Source organism: Myxococcales bacterium (assembly GCA_023898405.1).
In the GTDB taxonomy this organism is placed as follows: domain Bacteria; phylum Myxococcota; class UBA727; order UBA727; family JABDBI01.
The window spans coordinates 783,208-802,098 of the sequence record CP060221.1 but is presented as its reverse complement, the minus strand read 5'-3'; the positions used below and the strand labels follow the sequence as shown (position 1 = coordinate 802,098).

The window sequence follows — 18,891 nt, the reverse complement described above, 5'->3', positions numbered from 1 at the left end:
TAATAAATTTTTATCTCACCAAAAAATATGGAGGGGGTATAATTGTTGTGAGCAACAGTCCCTCAGGAACATCCGATGAAAAAAATTATATTTTGTTTTATAGGATTAATGATTTTTTTTGTTTTAATTTCAATTACAAATCTGTTTTCAAGTAGAGAAATTATTGCTGTTGATGAAAACTTAGATAAAAATTTCAAGCATGCAGCTCGCATAATTTATAGCAAATGTGCAGATTGTCACTCTTCTTCAGGAGTACTGCCTTTTTATGCCCATCTTCCATTAGCTCGTAAGCTCATAGAAAAAGATATTAACGATGGCATAGAGCGATTTAATTTTGATAATAAATTTTTAGGCAATGGAGAAAATTTTAGCGAGCTTGATCTCGCTCGTTTGGAAAGTGTAATTTATGCTAATAGCATGTCGCCTATGCGTTATAGAATATTGCATTGGAATAGTGGTCTTAATAAAAGTGAAAGAGAAAGTATACAAAAATGGATTTATGCTCTTAGAGAAGAAAAAAGAGCACAGCAGGGATTTATAGGAAAGCGCCTTGGCGAGCCAATTTCGCCACTTGTGGTGGATAAAAACCTCGATGAAAATAAAGTATTGCTAGGAAATCTTTTATTTCACGATAAACGTTTATCAAAAGACGATACTATTTCATGTGCAAGTTGCCATGATCTCAACAAAGGGGGCACCGACCGTGCAATCTCTAGTACAGGGATCAATGGGCAGTTGGGTCCAATCAATGCACCTACAGTTTTTAATGCGGTGTATAATCATCGGCAATTTTGGGATGGCAGAGCATCTGACTTGGAAGAACAAGCGGGTGGACCCGTAACCAACCCTTTAGAAATGGGAGCAGAATGGAACCACGTTTTAGCGAAGCTTAAAAAAGATCAAAGTTTGGTCACTCGTTTTGAGCAAAACTATCAAGATGGACTCAATAAAAGTAATATTTTAAATGCAATCGCAACCTTTGAACGCTCACTGGTGACTCCTAACTCTCGCTTTGATCAATATTTGCTAGGAAATGATAATATTCTTTCCGAAAGCGAGCTTAGAGGATATCAGCATTTTAAAAGCAACTGTATTTCTTGTCACGCAGGACCTGGTTTGGGTGGTTTGTCATTTGAGAAGCTAGGTCTAAAGAAAAATTATTTTAAAGCGCGAGGGCGAAAGCCAATGCCAGCAGATATGGGGCTTGCCAATTTTACCCATAATCAAGACGATAAACACAAATTTAAAGTGCCAACCCTTCGCAATATTGAGCTCACCGCTCCTTATTTTCACGATGGTAGTGTCAAAAACCTGGAAGATGCCATTGAACTTATGGCCAAGCATCAGGTTGGAAAAAAATTAAAAAAAGAAGAAATCGGAGAAATCGCTGCGTTTCTTCGCACTTTGAATGGTGAATACCAAGGGAAGTCTCTTCAGTGACATAACACCAATCTCAGAAATTAACTGAGCGTTTAATTTCTACTTAGTCCTCGCTTTGCTGCGGGAGTTCAGAAATTAAACGCTCAGTTAATTTCTGAGGTTAGTATAGGGTCTTCAAGAACAATGCCAATTTGTTTCTTAAAGTTATTCAGGAACAAGTTGTCTCGTTGAATGAAGTCGTGTTTTGAGCATCAAACACTTTGAATAAAATCATAGTTCTGATTTTCTCAACTATTCTGCTGATATCTGCATGAAGGTAAGGCTCTATAATAAATCTATCACTTGCGTGAGTGTGAGTTTCTTACTTCTTTAGTTTGCCTACGTCTTAAAGCAAAATTAGGTCTTTAAGTTTTTGTTGACAGTATTTTTATGGGTTCATTCGCTGACTTTCCTAAGAAAGCTATCGTGAACAGCTTTATATACTTTTGCTGAACTAAGTTTGGGCTGAAGAATATCAGAATAAGAAAGTGCATTGATTTTTTTTATGAGAATTTTTTGTTGATAGGCAAAGTGCATGCCTTCTTCTCTACGTGCAACATTGCTCATTGCAATAAGCTTGGTTCCTGGCGAGACAATAAAGTTGATGTTGTCCATAGTATGTGCGAATAGTTCCGTGTTTTTTTTGTTTTTTATCCACTCAAGTACATTGCTGATACAGAGGATATTGAGCTTAATGCCATGCTGGGCAAGGGTTTGGCTGAGCAAGCGTGTCTGAATTTCATTTGCTAGAGAATAATGAAAAACATAGACATTGCCAAATTCAATTAAATTTTTAATCGTGTCGAAAGATTTTTTCGATGAAAGCCAGCTCCCCTTGCGTTGTAATTCCATGCGTATTTCTTTTTGCCACATAGGAAGATGGTCATTGATCTCAAAATCGCCACGGTTTTTCATCGTGCGAATTACGTAAGGAAGCCAGTGATTTTGAGTATAAGGTATTTCGTTTGCTGTTTGTATGAAGTGTTCTACGAACTGAAATCTTGTTGATACTTTCTTTACTGTTTCAATCGTGAGCGTGTTAAAGCGAATCGTTGCAGTATTGATGTCTACCAAAAAGAAATAATGAGGAGGTTTTACTGCAGCAAAGTCAAAATTTTCCCATGCAGAGACTCCCATGTATGCTGAATTTTGATCAAGCTGAGAAGATTTTTCTAACTGCATTTGAACTTCGGATTGGTTGATCGCGGTGTTGGTAAAAAACACGCCATAGCTTTGTTTTTGGTAATCGTGTGAATTTCGTAAGGCGTCATCGATGCGCGTGATATCACGGCAGAGAATACTGTCAGCCTTTCCACAATATACGGGTGAAAGAGATTTTGTTTCACTGCACGCTTCCAAAAAAATAAGTGTATTTAAGAAAATGAAACCCAGCAGAAAATATATTGTTTGTGATCGCATCAGATGTGAAACCTTTACTTAGTAATGAAATATGCATTTATTTACTTGTACATGGACAAAAATAAAAAATGGCGTTTATAGTCACGATAAGCAATACTGAGGCGCTTTTATTTGTAAAATTAACCAAAAGCAATGTTGACGGCTAGCAACCAGGCTAAAAATATCGCCAAACCTGAATAAAATCTAAGAGATTATTTTAAAAATACTTAAAGTCGACATTGAATTTGCTTTGCTGTTTATAAATTATTAATGTCTGCTTGGCATCTATAACACCACGTCTATCTTTTATCACTCTGCTTAAATTTTTTGCCGTCACTGAATTAGAAGCTCAGGCAAAAAATTTTTACAAAACAATCTTTAAGCGATGTCGATGTTTTTATTGAGATAAACATCTTGAATAGCATTTAGCAAGGCAACGCCCTCGCTAAGAGTTTTTTGAAAAGCTTTTCGTCCTGAAATAAGTCCCATGCCTCCAGCTCTTTTATTGATTACTGCAGTTAATACCGCTTGCTTTAGATCATCTTTACCAGAGGGGCCGCCTGAATTAATAAGGCCTATGCGTCCCATGTAACAATTAGCAACTTGGTAGCGAGCTAAATCAATGGGATTATCAGTGGTGAGATTTTTATAAACCAGGTCTGATGTGTGGCCGAATTTAAGAGCATTATAGCCGCCGTTATTGGTGGGCAGTTTTTGTTTGATAATATCTGCTCCAATAGTCACCCCCAAATGATTTGCCTGTCCTGTCAAGTCGCTTGATGCGTGGTAGTCAATGCCATCTTTTTTAAATGCGCTGTTTCTTAGGTAACACCATAAAACCGTAAACATGCCGAGCTCATGCGCTTGAGCAAAAGCCTCACTGACCTCTTGCAGTTGTCGATGAGATTCCTGTGATCCCCAGTAGATTGTAGCGCCAATGCCTACTGCACCCATTTCAAATGCTTGTGTTATTTGCGTAAACAAAACTTGATCGTATGAATTTGGGTAGCTTAGTGTTTCGTTGTGATTGATTTTGACTATGAAGGGAATTTTATGTGCATATCTTCGAGCTACTGAAGCAAGCACCCCATAAGTTGATGCTACGGCATTGCATCCACCTTCGATGGCAAGTTCGATGATATTTTTTGGATCAAAATAATGAGGGTTGGGTGCAAAAGATGCTCCTGCAGAGTGTTCTACTCCTTGATCGACAGGGAGAATGCTGAGGTAGCCGGTATGAGCAAGTCTCCCATGAGCAAACATAGAAGCAAGGTTGCGCAATACAGTTGGTGATCTATTTGAGTCAGCCATGACCTGATCAATAAAGTCGGGACTCGGTAAATAAAGCTCATCTTTTTTTATGGTATTGCATTGATGACTCAAAAGCGATGCGTGATCTTCTAGCAATGATTCGATGTGTGTCATGTAATAATCCTTTAGTCTTACTTTTTTTCTTCAAGATTTTTTTGTTTTGATTGAATAAATCCATAAGGATAGCCAAAATCAGGCTTACTAATTCGATCGAGTTCTTCGAGATCTTTTGAGCTGAGCGCAAAATCTTGAGCTGCCAGATTATCTTTGAGTTGCCCAAGATTTTTGGCTCCGATAATAACCGAGGAGACATAATCTTTAGCAAGTAACCAAGCAATGGCTATCTGTGATGGTGTTCTATCATTTTGTTGGGCTATATTTTTGAGCAAATCAACAATTTTTTTATTATGTTCGGTGTTAAATCGTTTGGCCCAGTCTTGTTTAACAAAATAGCGCGTACCTTCTTCAATACGGTCATCGATATATTTTCCGCTTAAAAAACCACCTGCAAGTGGTGACCAGACCAGAATACCAGTGGGGTGTTTTTGGCAGAGAGATACATGCTCTCGTTCAATGTCCCGGCACAAAAGATGATATTGCATTTGCATGGAGCAGTAGTGAGACCAATGATTCATGGTACTTATGTAGTGGGCATCTAAAAAGCGAGTAGCCATGTAATTGCTCGCACCGATGTAGCGCACTTTGCCTTGGCTAATAAGATCATCGAGGGTGCGTAGAGTTTCTTCTTCTGGAGTATTGCTGTCTTGCATGTGAACTTGATAAAGATCTATGTAATCAGTTTTAAGTCTGCGCAGACTTTCTTCTACTGCAAAAAGAATATGTTTTTTCGATGCTCCTGATTGATGAGGAAGATCGCCCATAGAAAAACGAAACTTAGTAGCAAGTATAATTTCTTCGCGATTTTTGCGATCGGAAAAATAATCACCCAACAATTTTTCAGTCATGCCGTCTTGGCCATAAACATTGGCCGTGTCAATGAGATTGATGCCCGACTCAATGGCATGATCCAAAATTTTAAAGGCTTCTTCTTTTTTACAACCGATGCCGTAGAACATCGATGATTGATCTGCCTCGCCAAAGGTCATAGTACCGAGTGCAAGTCTGCTGACATATAAGCCACTATTTCCTAATTGCCTGAGTTTCATGACTACCTCCGTTTTTTTCTCCTTACATCGACATGCAAAAGCGCAATACAACCCATCCTTAATTTTTTTGCAGTTCTATGTCTGTTTACTTTTAGCAAAAAAAAATGCCCGCATAGGAACGGGCTAAAAAATATAAGTTCAGTTGTTTGCATTAAAAAGGAATGTCATCGTCTTCAACAAAGCCATTGTGCGAATCTTCTGAGTTTGATGAAGAGGCCGGTGAAAAATCAGAATTGCTTGAGCGAGAAAAATTGTCGCCGTTATTTGACTGATTTTGTCCTGAGCCTAAGAAGAGTAGTTGGTTGGCAACCACCTCAGTAGTATAGCGAGTTTGCCCAGTTTTATCTTCCCAAGAACGAGTTTGTAGACGGCCTTCAACAAATACTTGGCGTCCTTTTTGTAAAAATTTAGCTGCATTTTCAGCTGTTTTACCAAAACATACTACGCTTACCCACTCCGTGTGATTTTTATACTCATCACCTTCTTTGCGACTTTCAGTAACTCCTAGCCGTAAATTCCCCACCGAAACTCCCGATTGGGTGTAGCGCACCTCGGGATCTTTTCCCAGGTTGCCTATTAATGAAACTCGATTTAATCCTGTTGCCATAACAAATCCTCGTATAACAAAAGTCTAGCTTTCCCTACATATTGCTAATCATGAGGGGTGTAAAGCGGCTTATCATACTTAGCCTCCTTGAAGCTATCGGCCAAAGATCTGATGAGAGGCTTAGAGTGTTTCAAAAACATAATTTTTCTCATGAGCTCATCGCCCGGGCTGCGGTATCGTCCGAAAAATATTTAAAAAATTTCTTTGTCTTAACTATGTAATTTCCAATCTTTGTAAGAAAACTTATATTAAAATAGGCGGTTTTTATGAATGTATTAGATGATTAATTTATGAAAAATATTTTAATTGCATGTGTTTTTTATGTGAGTGTTTTTTCTGGATGCTCAAGCCTCTATGTTATTAAGCAGGGGACTTATCAGCTGGAATTAATTCTTGGTTCAGAAAAAATAGAAAAGGCCCTTCGACTTCCTCATTTAGATCAAAAGTATCGGAAAAAACTTATGTTAATTCAGGAAGTTCGTGAGTTTAGTCAGCGTAAACTCAACCTTAAAGCCGATAAAAACTACAAAACAATAAATCTTGAATGGGATAAGAAAATTTATAATATTTCTGCTAGTGATAAAGTAGCTTTTAAGGCTTATACATGGTGGTTTCCCATCATAGGTGCGGTTCCTTACAAAGGTTTTTTTGATGAAAAGGATGCATTGAAAGAGCTCAAGCAACTCAAAGAACTTGAACTAGATACAATGAAACGAGGAGTAAGCGGGTATTCAACACTGGGCTATTTTGAGGATCCCGTATGGCCCAGTATGCTTCGTATGGATGATGCATCCCTGGTTGAATTGATTATTCATGAACTTGCTCACGCTACTATTTATTTTCCAGAGCAGACGCCCTTTAACGAAAGTTTTGCCAATTTTGTGGGAAAAATGGGAGCGCAGCTGTTTTTTGCTCATAAATACGGATCGGAAAGTACAAAGTTTAAACAGGTTAAAAAGTCTCAACTTCAAAATAAAATTTTTACTAATTTTTTTAATAAACTTTATGACGCTTTGAATGAAATCTATTCGTCAGATGAGAGTTTTGATACTAAAGTTTTGCAAAAAAAACTTCAGCTGCAACAGGCAGAAAAGAAATATAAGATTCTAGCTAAAAATGAAGGTCTTCCGTCGCTTGATTGGGAGCAGGTAAATAATGCATTTTTACTTTCATATAAAAGATATAATTTTGATGAAGATGTTTTTGTGCAATTATTTCATCAGTCAAAAGAAAATTTTGAGACATTCTTTAGAGTACTTTCTTTGTTATCACAGTCGAAAGATCCCTTTCATGACCTTAAAGCACATTTAATTTCTTTGAAGGAAAGTGTGTGATGCATAACTCAAATTCTCTACAAAAAATTATTTTTATTGCCACTGTATTTATGATCCTGTTTTCAAAGTCCGCTTTGGCAGCTCTCTACCAAGACATATCTGAACTTGAGCGGATGACCGTTGATGAGGGGCTAAGCCTCTATGGGTTAGAGCCACATGATGATCCCACTGGCAAAAAGATCAAAAAAATTTACATCTATACAAAATCACCTTTTAGCAAAGAAGCGGGATTTTTATCTGTTCTTGATAAACTCCATGTCAATACAAAAAAGTATGTTATTCGTCAGTATTTATTTTTTAAAGAAGAACAAATCTACGATGCTGCAGCCATAAGAGATAGCGAAAAAAGCCTGAGGCATCAAAATTTGGTTCGTTCTTTAGCAGTGATTATTCCTGTTCATAGAAAAGATTCTTCGAGTAAGGATAGTATAGATTTATTGGTAGCTACTCGCGATATATTAAGCCTGAGACCTAGTTTTAATTTTCAGGGCAACTTCGATACCATCACAGATTTTAGTGTTTCCCTTGGCGAACATAATATTTTAGGCAGCAATAAGTCAGCTACCGCAATCTATGCGATGAAACAGGCTATGCATATTGTTTCTGTAAAATACTTTGATCCTCATTTATTTGGTTCGCCATTTGAACTGAGTGTACACCCAGGCTTAGTTTTTTCTCGAGACAGATTTAAGCTAGATGGATTTGAAGGGAATTTTTCAATAGATCGCCCCTTAATTTCTGAAACTGATAAGTGGGGCTATGGTTTTAAAATTCGCTGTGGTTCCAAGCCGATCATCGATTTTAATGGCAATGAGATCAGGCGTTTTGATATTCCAGAGACCGTTGAGGTAGAAGAAATCGAGCGGCGCTATCGGTGGCGCTATGCTAAAGGAAGTTTACATGGCCGGAGATCATTTGGGTCTACTTACAAAAAGGAGCTTTGGACGAGTTATGGCTTTAACGTAAAAAGACCTTCTATCAATAAAGATATGAAACTGAATGAACAGGAGAAAGAATCTTTTCAAAAGCATGTTTTGCCTAAGGACGAATTTGAAAGCTATGTCACCTTTGGGTTTGACTATTTTCAAAATCAATACCTAAACCTTTATGACTACAATAATTTTAAATTGGCTGAAAATAAGCGTATTGGCCCTGATATCAGCCTTTCCATCGATTTTTCTTCAAAAAATTTTTTACTAAGCGATACTAATTTTATACGTCCAATCTCAAAGTTTTCCTATCTGTTGCCTTTTGGTAGTGATTCATTTGGAAAGCTTTCTGTGTCTACCACAAATCGTTATGATGGAAGCTTTAATGATAATACCTATCGATTTGGTTTAAGCCTGGTCTCTCCTAAAATCTTGGGCTTGGGCCGCATAATTTTTGACGGAAGGCTCTCTACTGCGCTTGATAACCGAGACAATAAAAGTTTTTCCTTAGGAGCAGATAGCGGTGTAAGAGGAGTGAAGTCAGGTTTTTATAAAGATGCCAAAGCTTTTCGCACGAATTTAGAAATTAGAAGCGCGCCTGTCGATCTGTGGATCACCTATGTGGGCTTCGTGCTTTTTTATGATGTGGGTGCGGCTTTTAAAGAATGGGATGAAGCCAATGCTACGCATACTTTGGGTTTTGGAATTAGAGTTTTGACGCCGCAGATTAGCTCGCAAGTTTTTCGCTTGGATATTGGTTTTCCTATTTTTGGCCCTGGGCAGCGTCAACACGTGGCAGTACCAAGTTTTGGTATGGGTCAAGCTTTTTAGAGTTGTAGACAAAAAAGAGGCCCTCTCTTGCAAGGGGGGAGGGCCTTTTAAACTTATGAGCTTTTTGCTGAATATGAGCCTTGTTTGCTTTTATGCTTAAACAGTGCGAGCGTTTCTTATTCAGCTTGTTTTTTATGCTTGACCTCCAAAGCTTTCGCAGTGATTAGCGGCAAAACTTATTTTTTTACTTACTTCCCCACCTTCACTAAGAGAAATATCAATATACTTGGTAGATTTTTTCTTTGACTCTTCTAGCGAGTCGTAGAAAAATTCTCTGCGTTCTGTGACTTGTGCTTGTACTCCATCTTCATTTTGACAAAAAGCTAAACGAGCCTTCTCATCGATCAGGCAGGAAAGTTTTTGAGCCCAGGTATCGATTTCTATGCTGGGAGAGTCAAGCGAAGGTACATATTGGGTTTGTAGTGAATAGCCATTTTCGTTGGGAGCGAGGATAAACTCATGCAAGGAACCATTTTCCAAGCGGTTATCACTTCGGCACATCAGGCCTGCTGAAGGTGTTGCATTAAGCATGGTTGTTGTTAATGTGAGCAATGATAGTATAACTTTTTTCATATTTTTCTCCTTAACTATTCTTATGAATAGTTTTGATGGAGAAACTCTACTTAAAGGTATTAATGCAAACATCCGTCAAATGACCGATGGTATAAATTTTTTATAAAAAAAGGCAAGCATATGCTTGCCGGTACAATCTATATTTTGGCGTCCCCAAGGGGATTTGAACCCCTGTTACCGCCGTGAAAGGGCGATGTCCTAACCGCTAGACGATGGGGACAGGAGATACTGCTATTATCACCAATCTTACTTGTGTCAAGCAGGTTTTTAAAAAAACTTTAAAAAACTCTTGCACTAGTGATCGTCGTAAGCAAGGTCATAGGATGATTTATCGTGAATGTCGATAACCGAAAGTGAGAAATTATCATTGTTGATTAAGAATTGTTCAGCAAAGTGTTGAGCAGTTTTTTTAATAATTCCGGCCAACAAAATAATACTCGAAAGATTGATAATTGCCATAAAGGCACTGATAAAATCGGCCATTTGCCAGATGAGAGGGACTTGAGCCAGAGCACCAAAAATTACTACCAACAAGACACTGATACGGTAGAGAGTGATGTATATTTTTTTATTGCTCATGAATCGAATATTTGATTCTCCATAAAAAGTGTTGCCTAAAATAGTTGTGAAGCCAAAAAAGATAATGGCGATAGCGATAAAAAAGTGTCCGAAAGTACCAAAATGAATAAGGGCTGCGTTTTGAGTTAAAACAATGCCACTTGCATTCATATCGATACCTGGTGCCAGTAGAATCAAGAATGCTGTTGATGTACAAATGAAGAGTGTATCGATATAAACAGCAAGCATCTGTACAATGCCCTGTTGCACAGGATGATCAACCGCTGCGCTAGCGGCTGCATTTGGTGCCGACCCCCAACCTGCTTCATTAGAAAATAACCCTCTTGCAACTCCGTAGCGAAAAGCATCTTTGATGCTGTGACCTACCAAGCCTCCAACGAGCGCTTCTGAACTAAAGGCATCATCAATAATATTGCCAATTAATAGTGGAATTTCATGGTAGTGGCTGAGCATAACTATGAGGGTAAGCGACAAATAAAATAAAGCCATGAACGGCACGAGTTTGGCTGCTATCTGAGCAATCTTTTGTTGGCCACCAAAAATAATAACGCTTGCACCAAGGGCAAGAAGGATCCCGCATATGAGCGGGTTCAAAGAGAAAGCGCTTAATAGGCCTTGAGCGATAGTGTTGCTTTGTACTCCGTTAAAAACAAAACCAAAAGCAACGATCATAAACACACTAAAAATTGCTGCAATAGTTTTTGAACCCAGGCCTATATGAATATAGTAAGCAGGGCCACCATAAAATGAGCCGTCTTTTCTTTTGACTTTAAAAACCTGTGCCAGTGTGCATTCTGCAAATGAGGTGGAAGCACCTAAAATAGCAGTGATCCACATCCAAAAAATTGCGCCTTGACCGCCATAAGTTATAGCAGTAGCCACGCCTGCAAGATTACCAGTGCCTACACGTTGAGCAAGACTTGTGCAGAGAGCTTGGAAAGAAGAGATTTGTTTTATGCCAGTTTTATTGCTGCCCAAAAGAGCAACGATGGATTGTTTTAGGAAACGCACCTGGACAAAACGTAAATACAAAGTGAAAAATAAACCAGCCAATAATAGAAACCATAATACGATTTTATTCCATAAAAAATCATTCATATTGGTGATGAGATCTAATATCATTTTTACTCAGTCCTATGGTTTTTTAGTGGTTGAGTTGATAATTGCCGTTGAGTTGTTTGAAGATAGAAAATATATTTTTAAATAATTATTCATCTCTTTGAGGTCAATTTTTTCAACGTGTTTTACATCATCTTGCGGGGGCTTAAGTTTGGCAAGTTGATTTTGATTAGACGTCAAATAATCAAGCCAATATGTTAAATCTTCATTATTTCCTTTGAGATAATTTATCAGTGCAGCTTTAGCGCTATTCAACTGCTCGGGTAAGACTCCATTTGCAGCCAATTTATGTATGATGTCGATCGCGCTTTTCTTAATCTCCTGAACCTTATCTTTTTGGGCTATTAAGAAGACATCTAAAATATTTTGCATGAGTCCGTATGCGTCGGTCGCAGCATAAACTTGGGGAGAGTAAATAGCTCGCTGTTCTTCACGCAATTTGAACCATAAAATTTCTTGAATAAGATTTTTGGCCAAAGGCAGCAAATATTGATTTTCTGTATTGATATCAAGGGGATAGCGAATAATGATTCGAGATGCTTCATCGTAGGCTTTAGTATTATAGCTGCGATGGATATTTTTCTCATATGTAATAGGCTGAGGCTTTTCAAATATTTTTGCATGTGGTTTTGGTAGAGAACCAAATACCATGCCTACTTCTTTTATGGCTTTATCTACATCGATATCACCCACGATGGTAATGCTAAGAGGACGCTCTTTAATCCAATTACGGTGCCACTCAAGAAGGTCTTCTCTTGAGATATTTGATATCAAGGATAATGGAGCGCGGTAGGCGCGGGGGTCGTGCTTGCTTAACAACGAGGGGAAATCAACCTGCAAAGGCCAACCCAAAGATAGTTTACTTTCCTCATAATTTTGTTGGAGCTGTTTTTTTCCTTGCTTGAGTGCATTGATATTAAAATCAGCATCGGTGATATAGGCGCGAGTAAGCTCAAGATCAAAAAGAAAATCTTTTGGTCGCACCACACTTGATAAGCTGAGATGCTCTAGAGAGCTGTTAAACCACAATTTGAGCTGTTTATCCTGCATCAATTTGCCTATGTCTTTCCAAGTATGTTTCTTGAGTCCTCCATTTAAAAGTACTGAGCCTTCCAATTCCATATGGGCTCGTTCCATTTGATTCATAGAGGCAAGACCTCGATCATTATTGATTTGCAGCAAAATAGTGTCTTTTTTAAAAGGAAGATTTTTGACAATCAGTCGAGTGCCGTTGGCAAATTGTACTAAATGGCTATCGATGTTTTTAAAATATTCTTGCTTTTTAATTTTTGCTGTAGCGTTTGTGACTGCATACAAAAATTTTATTTGAGAGTGTTTATTTTCTTTAAGAGATTTGCTTTTTTGAGACAAAGAGTCAGACAGTATGCGCTGTAGCTTGTCTATATTTTCTTCGTTATTTTCTATATCACCGAATGAAAATAAATAATGATTAGATTTATTAAATGCATTCCAAAGTGCTTTTTGACAGTCGCTTATGGATATCTTTTTTAAAATATTCTTCGATACTGTTGCCAATGTTTTGGCATCGCTCAGTGGCCCTCTTTGATTGATATAGTTAAGAATTCTTTGCGCCCAATTACTTGATTGCAAATTAGATTCTTGGACAATACTTTGTTCTAGATTATCGAGCTCAATATTGAGGGCTCTATTGAATTGTTCCTGACTAAATCCGTGATCGAGGGCTCGTTTTAAGGGGGCAAAAGCCCGACTGAACGCACTTGTTTGATCTTCTAGGGTACTTGATACTCTAAGACTGAGCTCTGGTTGTTGATAGTTATCAAAAAATCCATAAAATTCTGCTGGTCGCAGTTCGTCATCTGCTTGTTTTGCAGATTTTTTATTTATGCTTTCAGAAAGCATACTGATAGCGAGCTCAAAGCTTAATTTTTTTTGCAAACTTTCATAATTAAACTCAGCCAAATTAAATTTCTTGGGCTGCAAAATAAAAACTGTTTCTACTGATTTAATTTCTGAACTTGGGGCAATAAATACAGGCTCTTTATAAGAAGGAGTTCCGCGATCGAGTGCTGAAATGGGCTGAGTATTTTCTAGCTTACCAAAAAGAGTAGTTACTTCATTTTTTAAATGTGCTTTATTGATGTCTCCCACAATAATTATTTGGGCATTGCTAGGTTGATAGAATTTTTGATGAAAATTTATGAGCATTTCTTTTGTAATAGCGTTTCGGATATTTTTTTCTCCCAAAACGAAATTATTTTCGAAAAGCGTTCCTGCAAATAGTTTCTGCGCAATAGTTTCGTTGAGCTTGCTAATGCTATTTTTGTAGTGCCTTTCTTCTTCATCAATAATTAGTTTTTGTTTTTTTATCAGATCATCATCAAAATTAATTTTATTCAGAAAGCTATGAAAAATTTTAAGCCCGTCTCTAATACTTTGCTCTTCACAATTGTTGAGGTTCATGTGGAAGACCGTATGATCGACCGTGGTGTAAGCATTGATATCTGAGCCAAAGCTCATGCCTTGTTCTTGGAACCAAAGGGCCAGCTCTTTTTTGGAGTCCGGCAATCGGTTTTCAAACGCGAGGTGCTCAATAAGATGTGCAATGCCATTTTCATCTTTGGATTCGTGAAAACTTCCCACTTTTACGTTGAGGCGTAGAAAACATCGATTTTTAGGGGAAGTATGGCGCATGAGATAGAGCGAGAGGCCGTTTTTAAGCTTATCCTGTTCAACAAGAGGAGTTATTGAGCTGCTTATAGAGGAACGGAAAGAGACACAATTGGAAAGCACTAAGGTGCTTAAAGAAGCTAGCACTATGTAAGGAAATAAATAAACAAGTAATAATGAAAGCCTTTTCATCGGTCACCTCAAGCGTAATTGCATATTATTCACCTGTCTTTAGTTGTCATGGGGGTTTTAATAACTAGGGAGCGAGCTTTTTGCTCGGGTTCATTTTGGGCAATTAATTTAATTTTTGTTGGCTTTGGCGAATTCACTGCTGCTGACATAAAAACTAAGCCTAGCTGTGCAAACTTGCTTTTTTATGAAATTAAGCCAAATTTATTAAATGTATACTTTGCGGCAGGTCTTTTACAATGGAACGTTTTGCTATGAAATTCTTCTTAGTTCTTTTTGGTTTTTTGAGCTTTGGCTTATCTGCACAGCAAGAAGAAATGAAAAATAAATACATAACCAAGCCCTATGTCGTGCCTTATGAAAGGCCTATTGGATTCTCATTTAACTTAGCAGGGATAACCTCCATGACCTTTGAGGGCAGGTTTTTACTGGGTTTGGCACGAAATTTCTCATTGGTCGTATCGCCTAGTTATCAAAACACGATTGAGTTTCCTTTTTATCACCCAGAACGAGAGGAAATGAACTTTTTTGCAATCAAGCGCTTTAATCTCGGTGCTGGGATTAGAACTAATTTTCATGAGTATGACTCTTTAGATGGATGGTACATTGAAGCACTTGGGCGCGCTGGCATGAGTTGGATTGGGCAAGATGAACCTGCATGGGCCTTAACACCTTCACTCATGATTGGTTATGAGACAACCTATGATTTTGGATATTTGGTCTCTTTTGGTGTGGGATTTGAGTGGGAGTTTTTACTAAGCAAAAAAGAAAAGATGGGATACTACACAGATTATTTGACTTCCGCATATTATGGCATAACAAAAATTCCTATCATGGCTGAACTTTCAGTCGGATGGTTATGGTGGTGATAATTTTATGCAAGAGATTGCTGCTCGTAACAGCTTTTTGGCTATTATGAGTAAATAAAAAGGCCTTCCAAAAGAAGGCCTTAGTTTTTTGGTGGGTTGTCCGAGACTCGAACTCGGGACCATCGGATTAAAAGTCCGGTGCTCTACCAACTGAGCTAACAACCCTGCCAATCAAGTTCTTTCTATTAATGTCTGTCTTAAGAATCGTCAAGCAACTTTTAGCAACTTATTTAAAATAAATTTAATTTTTTGCCAAAGAACTCTTTTCAACAAGTGTTAATGCATTGATTAAAGATTCACTAAAACATGGTGCCAAGGAGATAATTTCGTTTTTACTGTCACCTATTGCTTCATGTGTGTGGGCCTTGTGCCAATCGTCTTTGCTTAGCTCAACCCCCTGTAAAAATTTGGGATTTTTTTGGTAGGTGATCGCTTTTGCTATGACTTCTTGTCCCACGTAACATCCTTTATCCAAAGAAATATCCGATAAAAGGCCGACTTCCTGGGGCATGAAGCGAGTAGTGATTTCCTTGTGCCAAGGCATAGAGCATGCAATGCGTAAGCTCTCCCACTCACTTGCGCTGAGTGGAGGATAATTTGAATCAAACTGCACAAAAAAAGTGAGGTGCAGCTTTGATTGAGAACACCATAGTTTCGCAGCGGAAATAGTATTTGAATGAGCAACAACCACGTATGCTTTTTGATGATGAATGGATAGGGAAAAATCTTCTATAAAATGAAATTGCTCAAGCCAATCAAGTAATTTTTTAGGCTCATAAAAACTGCTAACTAAAAAATAACTGTCATCTTCGTCTTCATTGATAATAACCAAGACTCTGTCGATAAGCCGCCCGTACTTGTTGAGAAAGCATGTGGTCTGAGATGTTTTTTGAGTAAGCTTTGAAAGATTAGCAGAAGACATGCGTTGCAGAAAATCTTTGGCATCCGGGCCATTAATTTTTAAAGCAGCAAGACTAAAAGGTGATTGAAAGAACGCGCCTTGTTTGAGTTCAGTGATGGTGTGAAGTATTGTCATGGATTCGTATTAAGGTGGCAAACATAATCTCGCCAGTCCTATTAGGCAAATTATCAGCAGAATCCAAAAATATGAGCAAGCATCGCTATTTGATCTAAAGAATTCTGCAGATTGAATGAATTTGTTAAGTCTTATTGTTAGTTAGGGAGGGAATTAATTTTGTTGTGATGAATTATGAATAATGCTTTTATTATCAAGCTGATGATATTTTTTTATTTAAATATCAATGTGTTAATGGCATATAATCAAGCTTCAATTGCTGGATACAATCAAGCCTATTCGTTGAGTGAATTTGTTGGCAAAGAAAAACTCGATAATTTTAAGCCTGCATTCCTAGAACAGCATGGCAGGGTTTCAGTCCTTAATTTTAATGAACCCAAAATTATTGAGACTAACATCTATCCACGCTTATCAAAGGAAACAGTAGAAGACTTTTTTGTTGATTTTGCATTTGAGCATAATTTTTTCAACGCAACGGTAAACGCAAATAATTCCTATGCCTGTGTTGATAGTGAGGTGCATCCCATAAGTAGCTATTTCGCACAATTTATCGCCGAAATAAAAATTAAGCCTGCATGTGCCAAAAACATAAATAATTCTCGTTGGTTTTTAAAAGAGGTGAATGGTGCCAATAGTGGAGAAATTAAGAATCTGGCCTTTTTGAATATGAATAGAAAGATATTTTCATACTTTCCACATGATATTGCCATTGTTATTCCGCACTATTTTTTTTCCTATTCTGAAGAAAAATCTTCGAATCTTGGAGTTATAACTAATTTTGGTGTTCCTTCATATTCTTTGCCAAGAGATAAAAATTATTTTTATTTGATCGAAGCAGCCAAAGGAGAAGATCTAGCAAGCATATTTGCTAAAAAAGATTTTAACCTGCTTGCCTTGGCTCTCAAAGATTTTGCCAAAGCTTTAGCATTTATTCATCAGTATTTTATGGATAGAAACTCGCTGCCTCACCAATTTGATCCTAAGCATGTCTTGGAATATTACCGGACCATAACCCATGGCGATGCTCACTGGGCTAATGTTTTCTACGATAAAAATAGTGGACTTATCAGTTTCATTGATAATGAGACATTTATGGGTAGCGTAGAAAAGGGTCGTATCATCGCTTATGAGATGGAGAAATTATTATTTTATTCGAGCAGTAACTTTGGTAAATGCGCAAAGGATCATTTTAATGCAGAACTTTGCAAGATATCTATCGATGCCAATATCTATTTTATCAACCAGTATATAGCGAACTATCCTTTAGAGTACCAAGAGGCTTTGATACACTATCTGCAAATGGTGCTAGGGTTTTTAGTTGAGCAAGGAAATATCAATAAACACAGCCACCCAGATGCCAATTATTATTGGAAGCAACAAATCTCATCTTTGAATGCTAAACAGAATTGAGTTGTTGCCGTTACAATATAATCGAGTTGTGTGTGAAAAAAATGGCAACTTTGTAGCAGAAGGCAGATAAAAATTTAGATGCGGCACCAGTACCTGCCAAAAATAATTTCGAAGTTGATAAAAAAATATTTTTTAAACACTCTGAGTTTGTCGTTATTAAGGCTATCAGCTCTGTTGTAAATTTTGGCGATGTGCCATCATGCAGTTCGCAATAAATTCTCAAAAAAGGGAAGAGTCATGAAGTACCGTTTATTGGCCCCAGGCCCCACTCCTGTTCCAGATCGCGTTCTTAAAGAAATGAGTAAAACCATTATTCATCATCGTACCGCTCAATTTGAGAAGATTTTTTTTGAATGCCGTGAAAACTTAAAGTGGCTGCTGAATTCTAAATATGCGCCTCTGATTTTATCATGTTCAGGTACGGGAGCATTTGAAGCTTCGATCGAAAATTTTTTCTCTACCGGCGATACGGTTCTATGCGTAACAGGCGGAAAATTTGGCGAAAATTGGTTCAATATGAGCAAAGCCTTTGGTCTTAACGCTATCGCTATCGAAGTTGCTTGGGGGGAAGCACTTGATGTTAATAAAGTTGAGCAGGCGCTTAAGGCTTACCCGCAAGCGCGGGGCGTGATCTTGGTAGCCAGCGAAACTTCAACTGGCGTAAGACATCCTTATGAAGCTGTAGCCCAGCTGGTAAAGGAAAAATCTGATTGTTTGCTGGTGATAGATGCGGTGACAGCTTTAGGAGTGTGGGATATTGCTCCAGAGCAACAGCACATCGATTTGTTGGTAGGAGGAGGGCAAAAGGGCTTGATGTTGCCCCCTGGTCTAGGTTTTGTATGGGCCAGCGAAAAAGCCTGGGCGAGACAGTCTCAGTCAAATCTACCAAAATTTTATTTTAATCTGGTCAAAGAAAAAAAAGCCCAAGAATCTAACCAGACGGCTTACACGCCGGCGGTGTCTTTGATTATGGGTTTGTATGAAGCATTGCTGATAATGAAAGAGGAGGGGCGCGAAAAAATTTTTCAAAGACACGCTCGGCTGGCGCATGCTACTCGCGTAGCAATGACAGCTCTAGGGCTTAAGTTATTTGCTAAAGCTCCCAGTGAATCTATTACCAGCGTGATAAGTCCTGAGATCTTGCCCGATAATGCCATTTATAAAGCTTTGATGAATCATGCCAACCTGACCATTGCGGGTGGACAAGGGCAGCTTAAAGGAAAAATTTTTCGTATTGGGCATATGGGATATGTGGATGAGATAGATCTGATCGGTATTTTTGGGACTTTGGAAATAATTTTAAAAAAGCTTGGCTATGATGCATTTACACCAGGAGCATCCTTCGCCGCTGCGATGCCAATTTTGCAATCTGGTTTTTAAAAAAATAATTTATTTTTCATAGAACGATTAGCTTCTCGAACTCCCCCAAAAGCCAAACAGACTGTCAAGAGCTGTTTGGATTCTCGGGGGGA

Annotated in this window: 14 protein-coding genes and 2 tRNA genes; 6 read left to right on the top strand and 10 right to left on the bottom strand. The window is 38.0% G+C overall.

Features of this window, described 5'->3' with window-relative positions:
- Window positions 1–75: 75 nt before the first annotated feature.
- Complete coding sequence (locus tag H6731_03620) at window positions 76–1,440, top strand: heme-binding domain-containing protein (GenBank protein ID USN51505.1); 1,365 nt, start codon at window positions 76–78, stop codon at window positions 1,438–1,440.
- A 375-nt stretch (window positions 1,441–1,815) separates the two neighbouring features.
- Here H6731_03620 and H6731_03615 read toward each other — a convergent pair whose 3' ends face one another.
- The 4 genes from H6731_03615 to ssb all read right to left on the bottom strand — a co-directional run bounded on the left by H6731_03615 (window position 1,816) and on the right by ssb (window position 5,901).
- Entirely contained in the window at window positions 1,816–2,838 is a 1,023-nt protein-coding gene (locus H6731_03615) for a hypothetical protein (protein USN51504.1), read from the bottom strand.
- Window positions 2,839–3,195: 357 nt separating this feature from the next.
- Complete coding sequence (locus tag H6731_03610) at window positions 3,196–4,242, bottom strand: class I fructose-bisphosphate aldolase (GenBank protein ID USN51503.1); 1,047 nt, start codon at window positions 4,240–4,242, stop codon at window positions 3,196–3,198.
- 17 nt (window positions 4,243–4,259) lie between these two features.
- Window positions 4,260–5,294 (bottom strand): aldo/keto reductase, encoded by a 1,035-nt coding sequence (locus tag H6731_03605; protein ID USN51502.1) that lies wholly within the window; start codon window positions 5,292–5,294, stop codon window positions 4,260–4,262.
- 151 nt (window positions 5,295–5,445) lie between these two features.
- A complete protein-coding gene (gene ssb, locus H6731_03600) occupies window positions 5,446–5,901 on the bottom strand; it encodes a single-stranded DNA-binding protein (GenBank protein ID USN51501.1) in 456 nt (151 codons plus the stop codon).
- 290 nt (window positions 5,902–6,191) lie between these two features.
- Between ssb and H6731_03595 the strand changes: the two genes are divergently transcribed.
- Window positions 6,192–7,235 carry an aminopeptidase gene (locus H6731_03595; protein USN51500.1) on the top strand — a complete coding sequence of 348 codons (1,044 nt, stop codon included), beginning with the start codon at window positions 6,192–6,194 and terminating at the stop codon, window positions 7,233–7,235.
- Complete coding sequence (locus tag H6731_03590) at window positions 7,232–8,995, top strand: hypothetical protein (GenBank protein USN51499.1); 1,764 nt, start codon at window positions 7,232–7,234, stop codon at window positions 8,993–8,995. Before H6731_03595 ends, H6731_03590 begins: the two co-directional genes overlap by 4 nt.
- A gap of 132 nt (window positions 8,996–9,127) precedes the next feature.
- Here H6731_03590 and H6731_03585 read toward each other — a convergent pair whose 3' ends face one another.
- The 4 genes from H6731_03585 to H6731_03570 form a co-directional block, all read right to left on the bottom strand.
- Window positions 9,128–9,568, bottom strand: coding sequence for a hypothetical protein (locus H6731_03585; GenBank protein ID USN51498.1), 441 nt, complete (start codon window positions 9,566–9,568; stop codon window positions 9,128–9,130).
- Window positions 9,569–9,713: 145 nt separating this feature from the next.
- A tRNA-Glu gene (locus H6731_03580) sits at window positions 9,714–9,788 on the bottom strand.
- Window positions 9,789–9,862: 74 nt separating this feature from the next.
- The gene (locus tag H6731_03575) at window positions 9,863–11,269 is read right to left on the bottom strand and encodes a sodium:alanine symporter family protein (protein USN51497.1); all 1,407 of its coding nucleotides are present in this window, start codon (window positions 11,267–11,269) and stop codon (window positions 9,863–9,865) included.
- Window positions 11,270–11,281: 12 nt separating this feature from the next.
- Window positions 11,282–14,107 (bottom strand): insulinase family protein, encoded by a 2,826-nt coding sequence (locus H6731_03570; GenBank protein USN51496.1) that lies wholly within the window; start codon window positions 14,105–14,107, stop codon window positions 11,282–11,284.
- Between the two features lie 236 nt (window positions 14,108–14,343).
- Between H6731_03570 and H6731_03565 the strand changes: the two genes are divergently transcribed.
- On the top strand, window positions 14,344–14,973 hold the full coding sequence (locus H6731_03565; protein USN51495.1) for a hypothetical protein: 630 nt from the start codon (window positions 14,344–14,346) through the stop codon (window positions 14,971–14,973).
- Window positions 14,974–15,062: 89 nt separating this feature from the next.
- On the opposite strand, the gene H6731_03560 is transcribed toward H6731_03565, so the two are convergent.
- A tRNA-Lys gene (locus H6731_03560) sits at window positions 15,063–15,138 on the bottom strand.
- A 76-nt stretch (window positions 15,139–15,214) separates the two neighbouring features.
- Entirely contained in the window at window positions 15,215–16,009 is a 795-nt protein-coding gene (locus tag H6731_03555; GenBank protein ID USN51494.1) for a hypothetical protein, read from the bottom strand.
- Between the two features lie 174 nt (window positions 16,010–16,183).
- Here H6731_03555 and H6731_03550 point away from each other — a divergent pair, with 174 nt between their 5' ends.
- Both H6731_03550 and H6731_03545 read left to right on the top strand, forming a co-directional pair.
- Window positions 16,184–17,419 (top strand): hypothetical protein, encoded by a 1,236-nt coding sequence (locus tag H6731_03550; GenBank protein USN51493.1) that lies wholly within the window; start codon window positions 16,184–16,186, stop codon window positions 17,417–17,419.
- Window positions 17,420–17,656: 237 nt separating this feature from the next.
- Complete coding sequence (locus H6731_03545) at window positions 17,657–18,799, top strand: alanine--glyoxylate aminotransferase family protein (GenBank protein ID USN51492.1); 1,143 nt, start codon at window positions 17,657–17,659, stop codon at window positions 18,797–18,799.
- The last annotated feature ends 92 nt before the right edge of the window (window positions 18,800–18,891 follow it).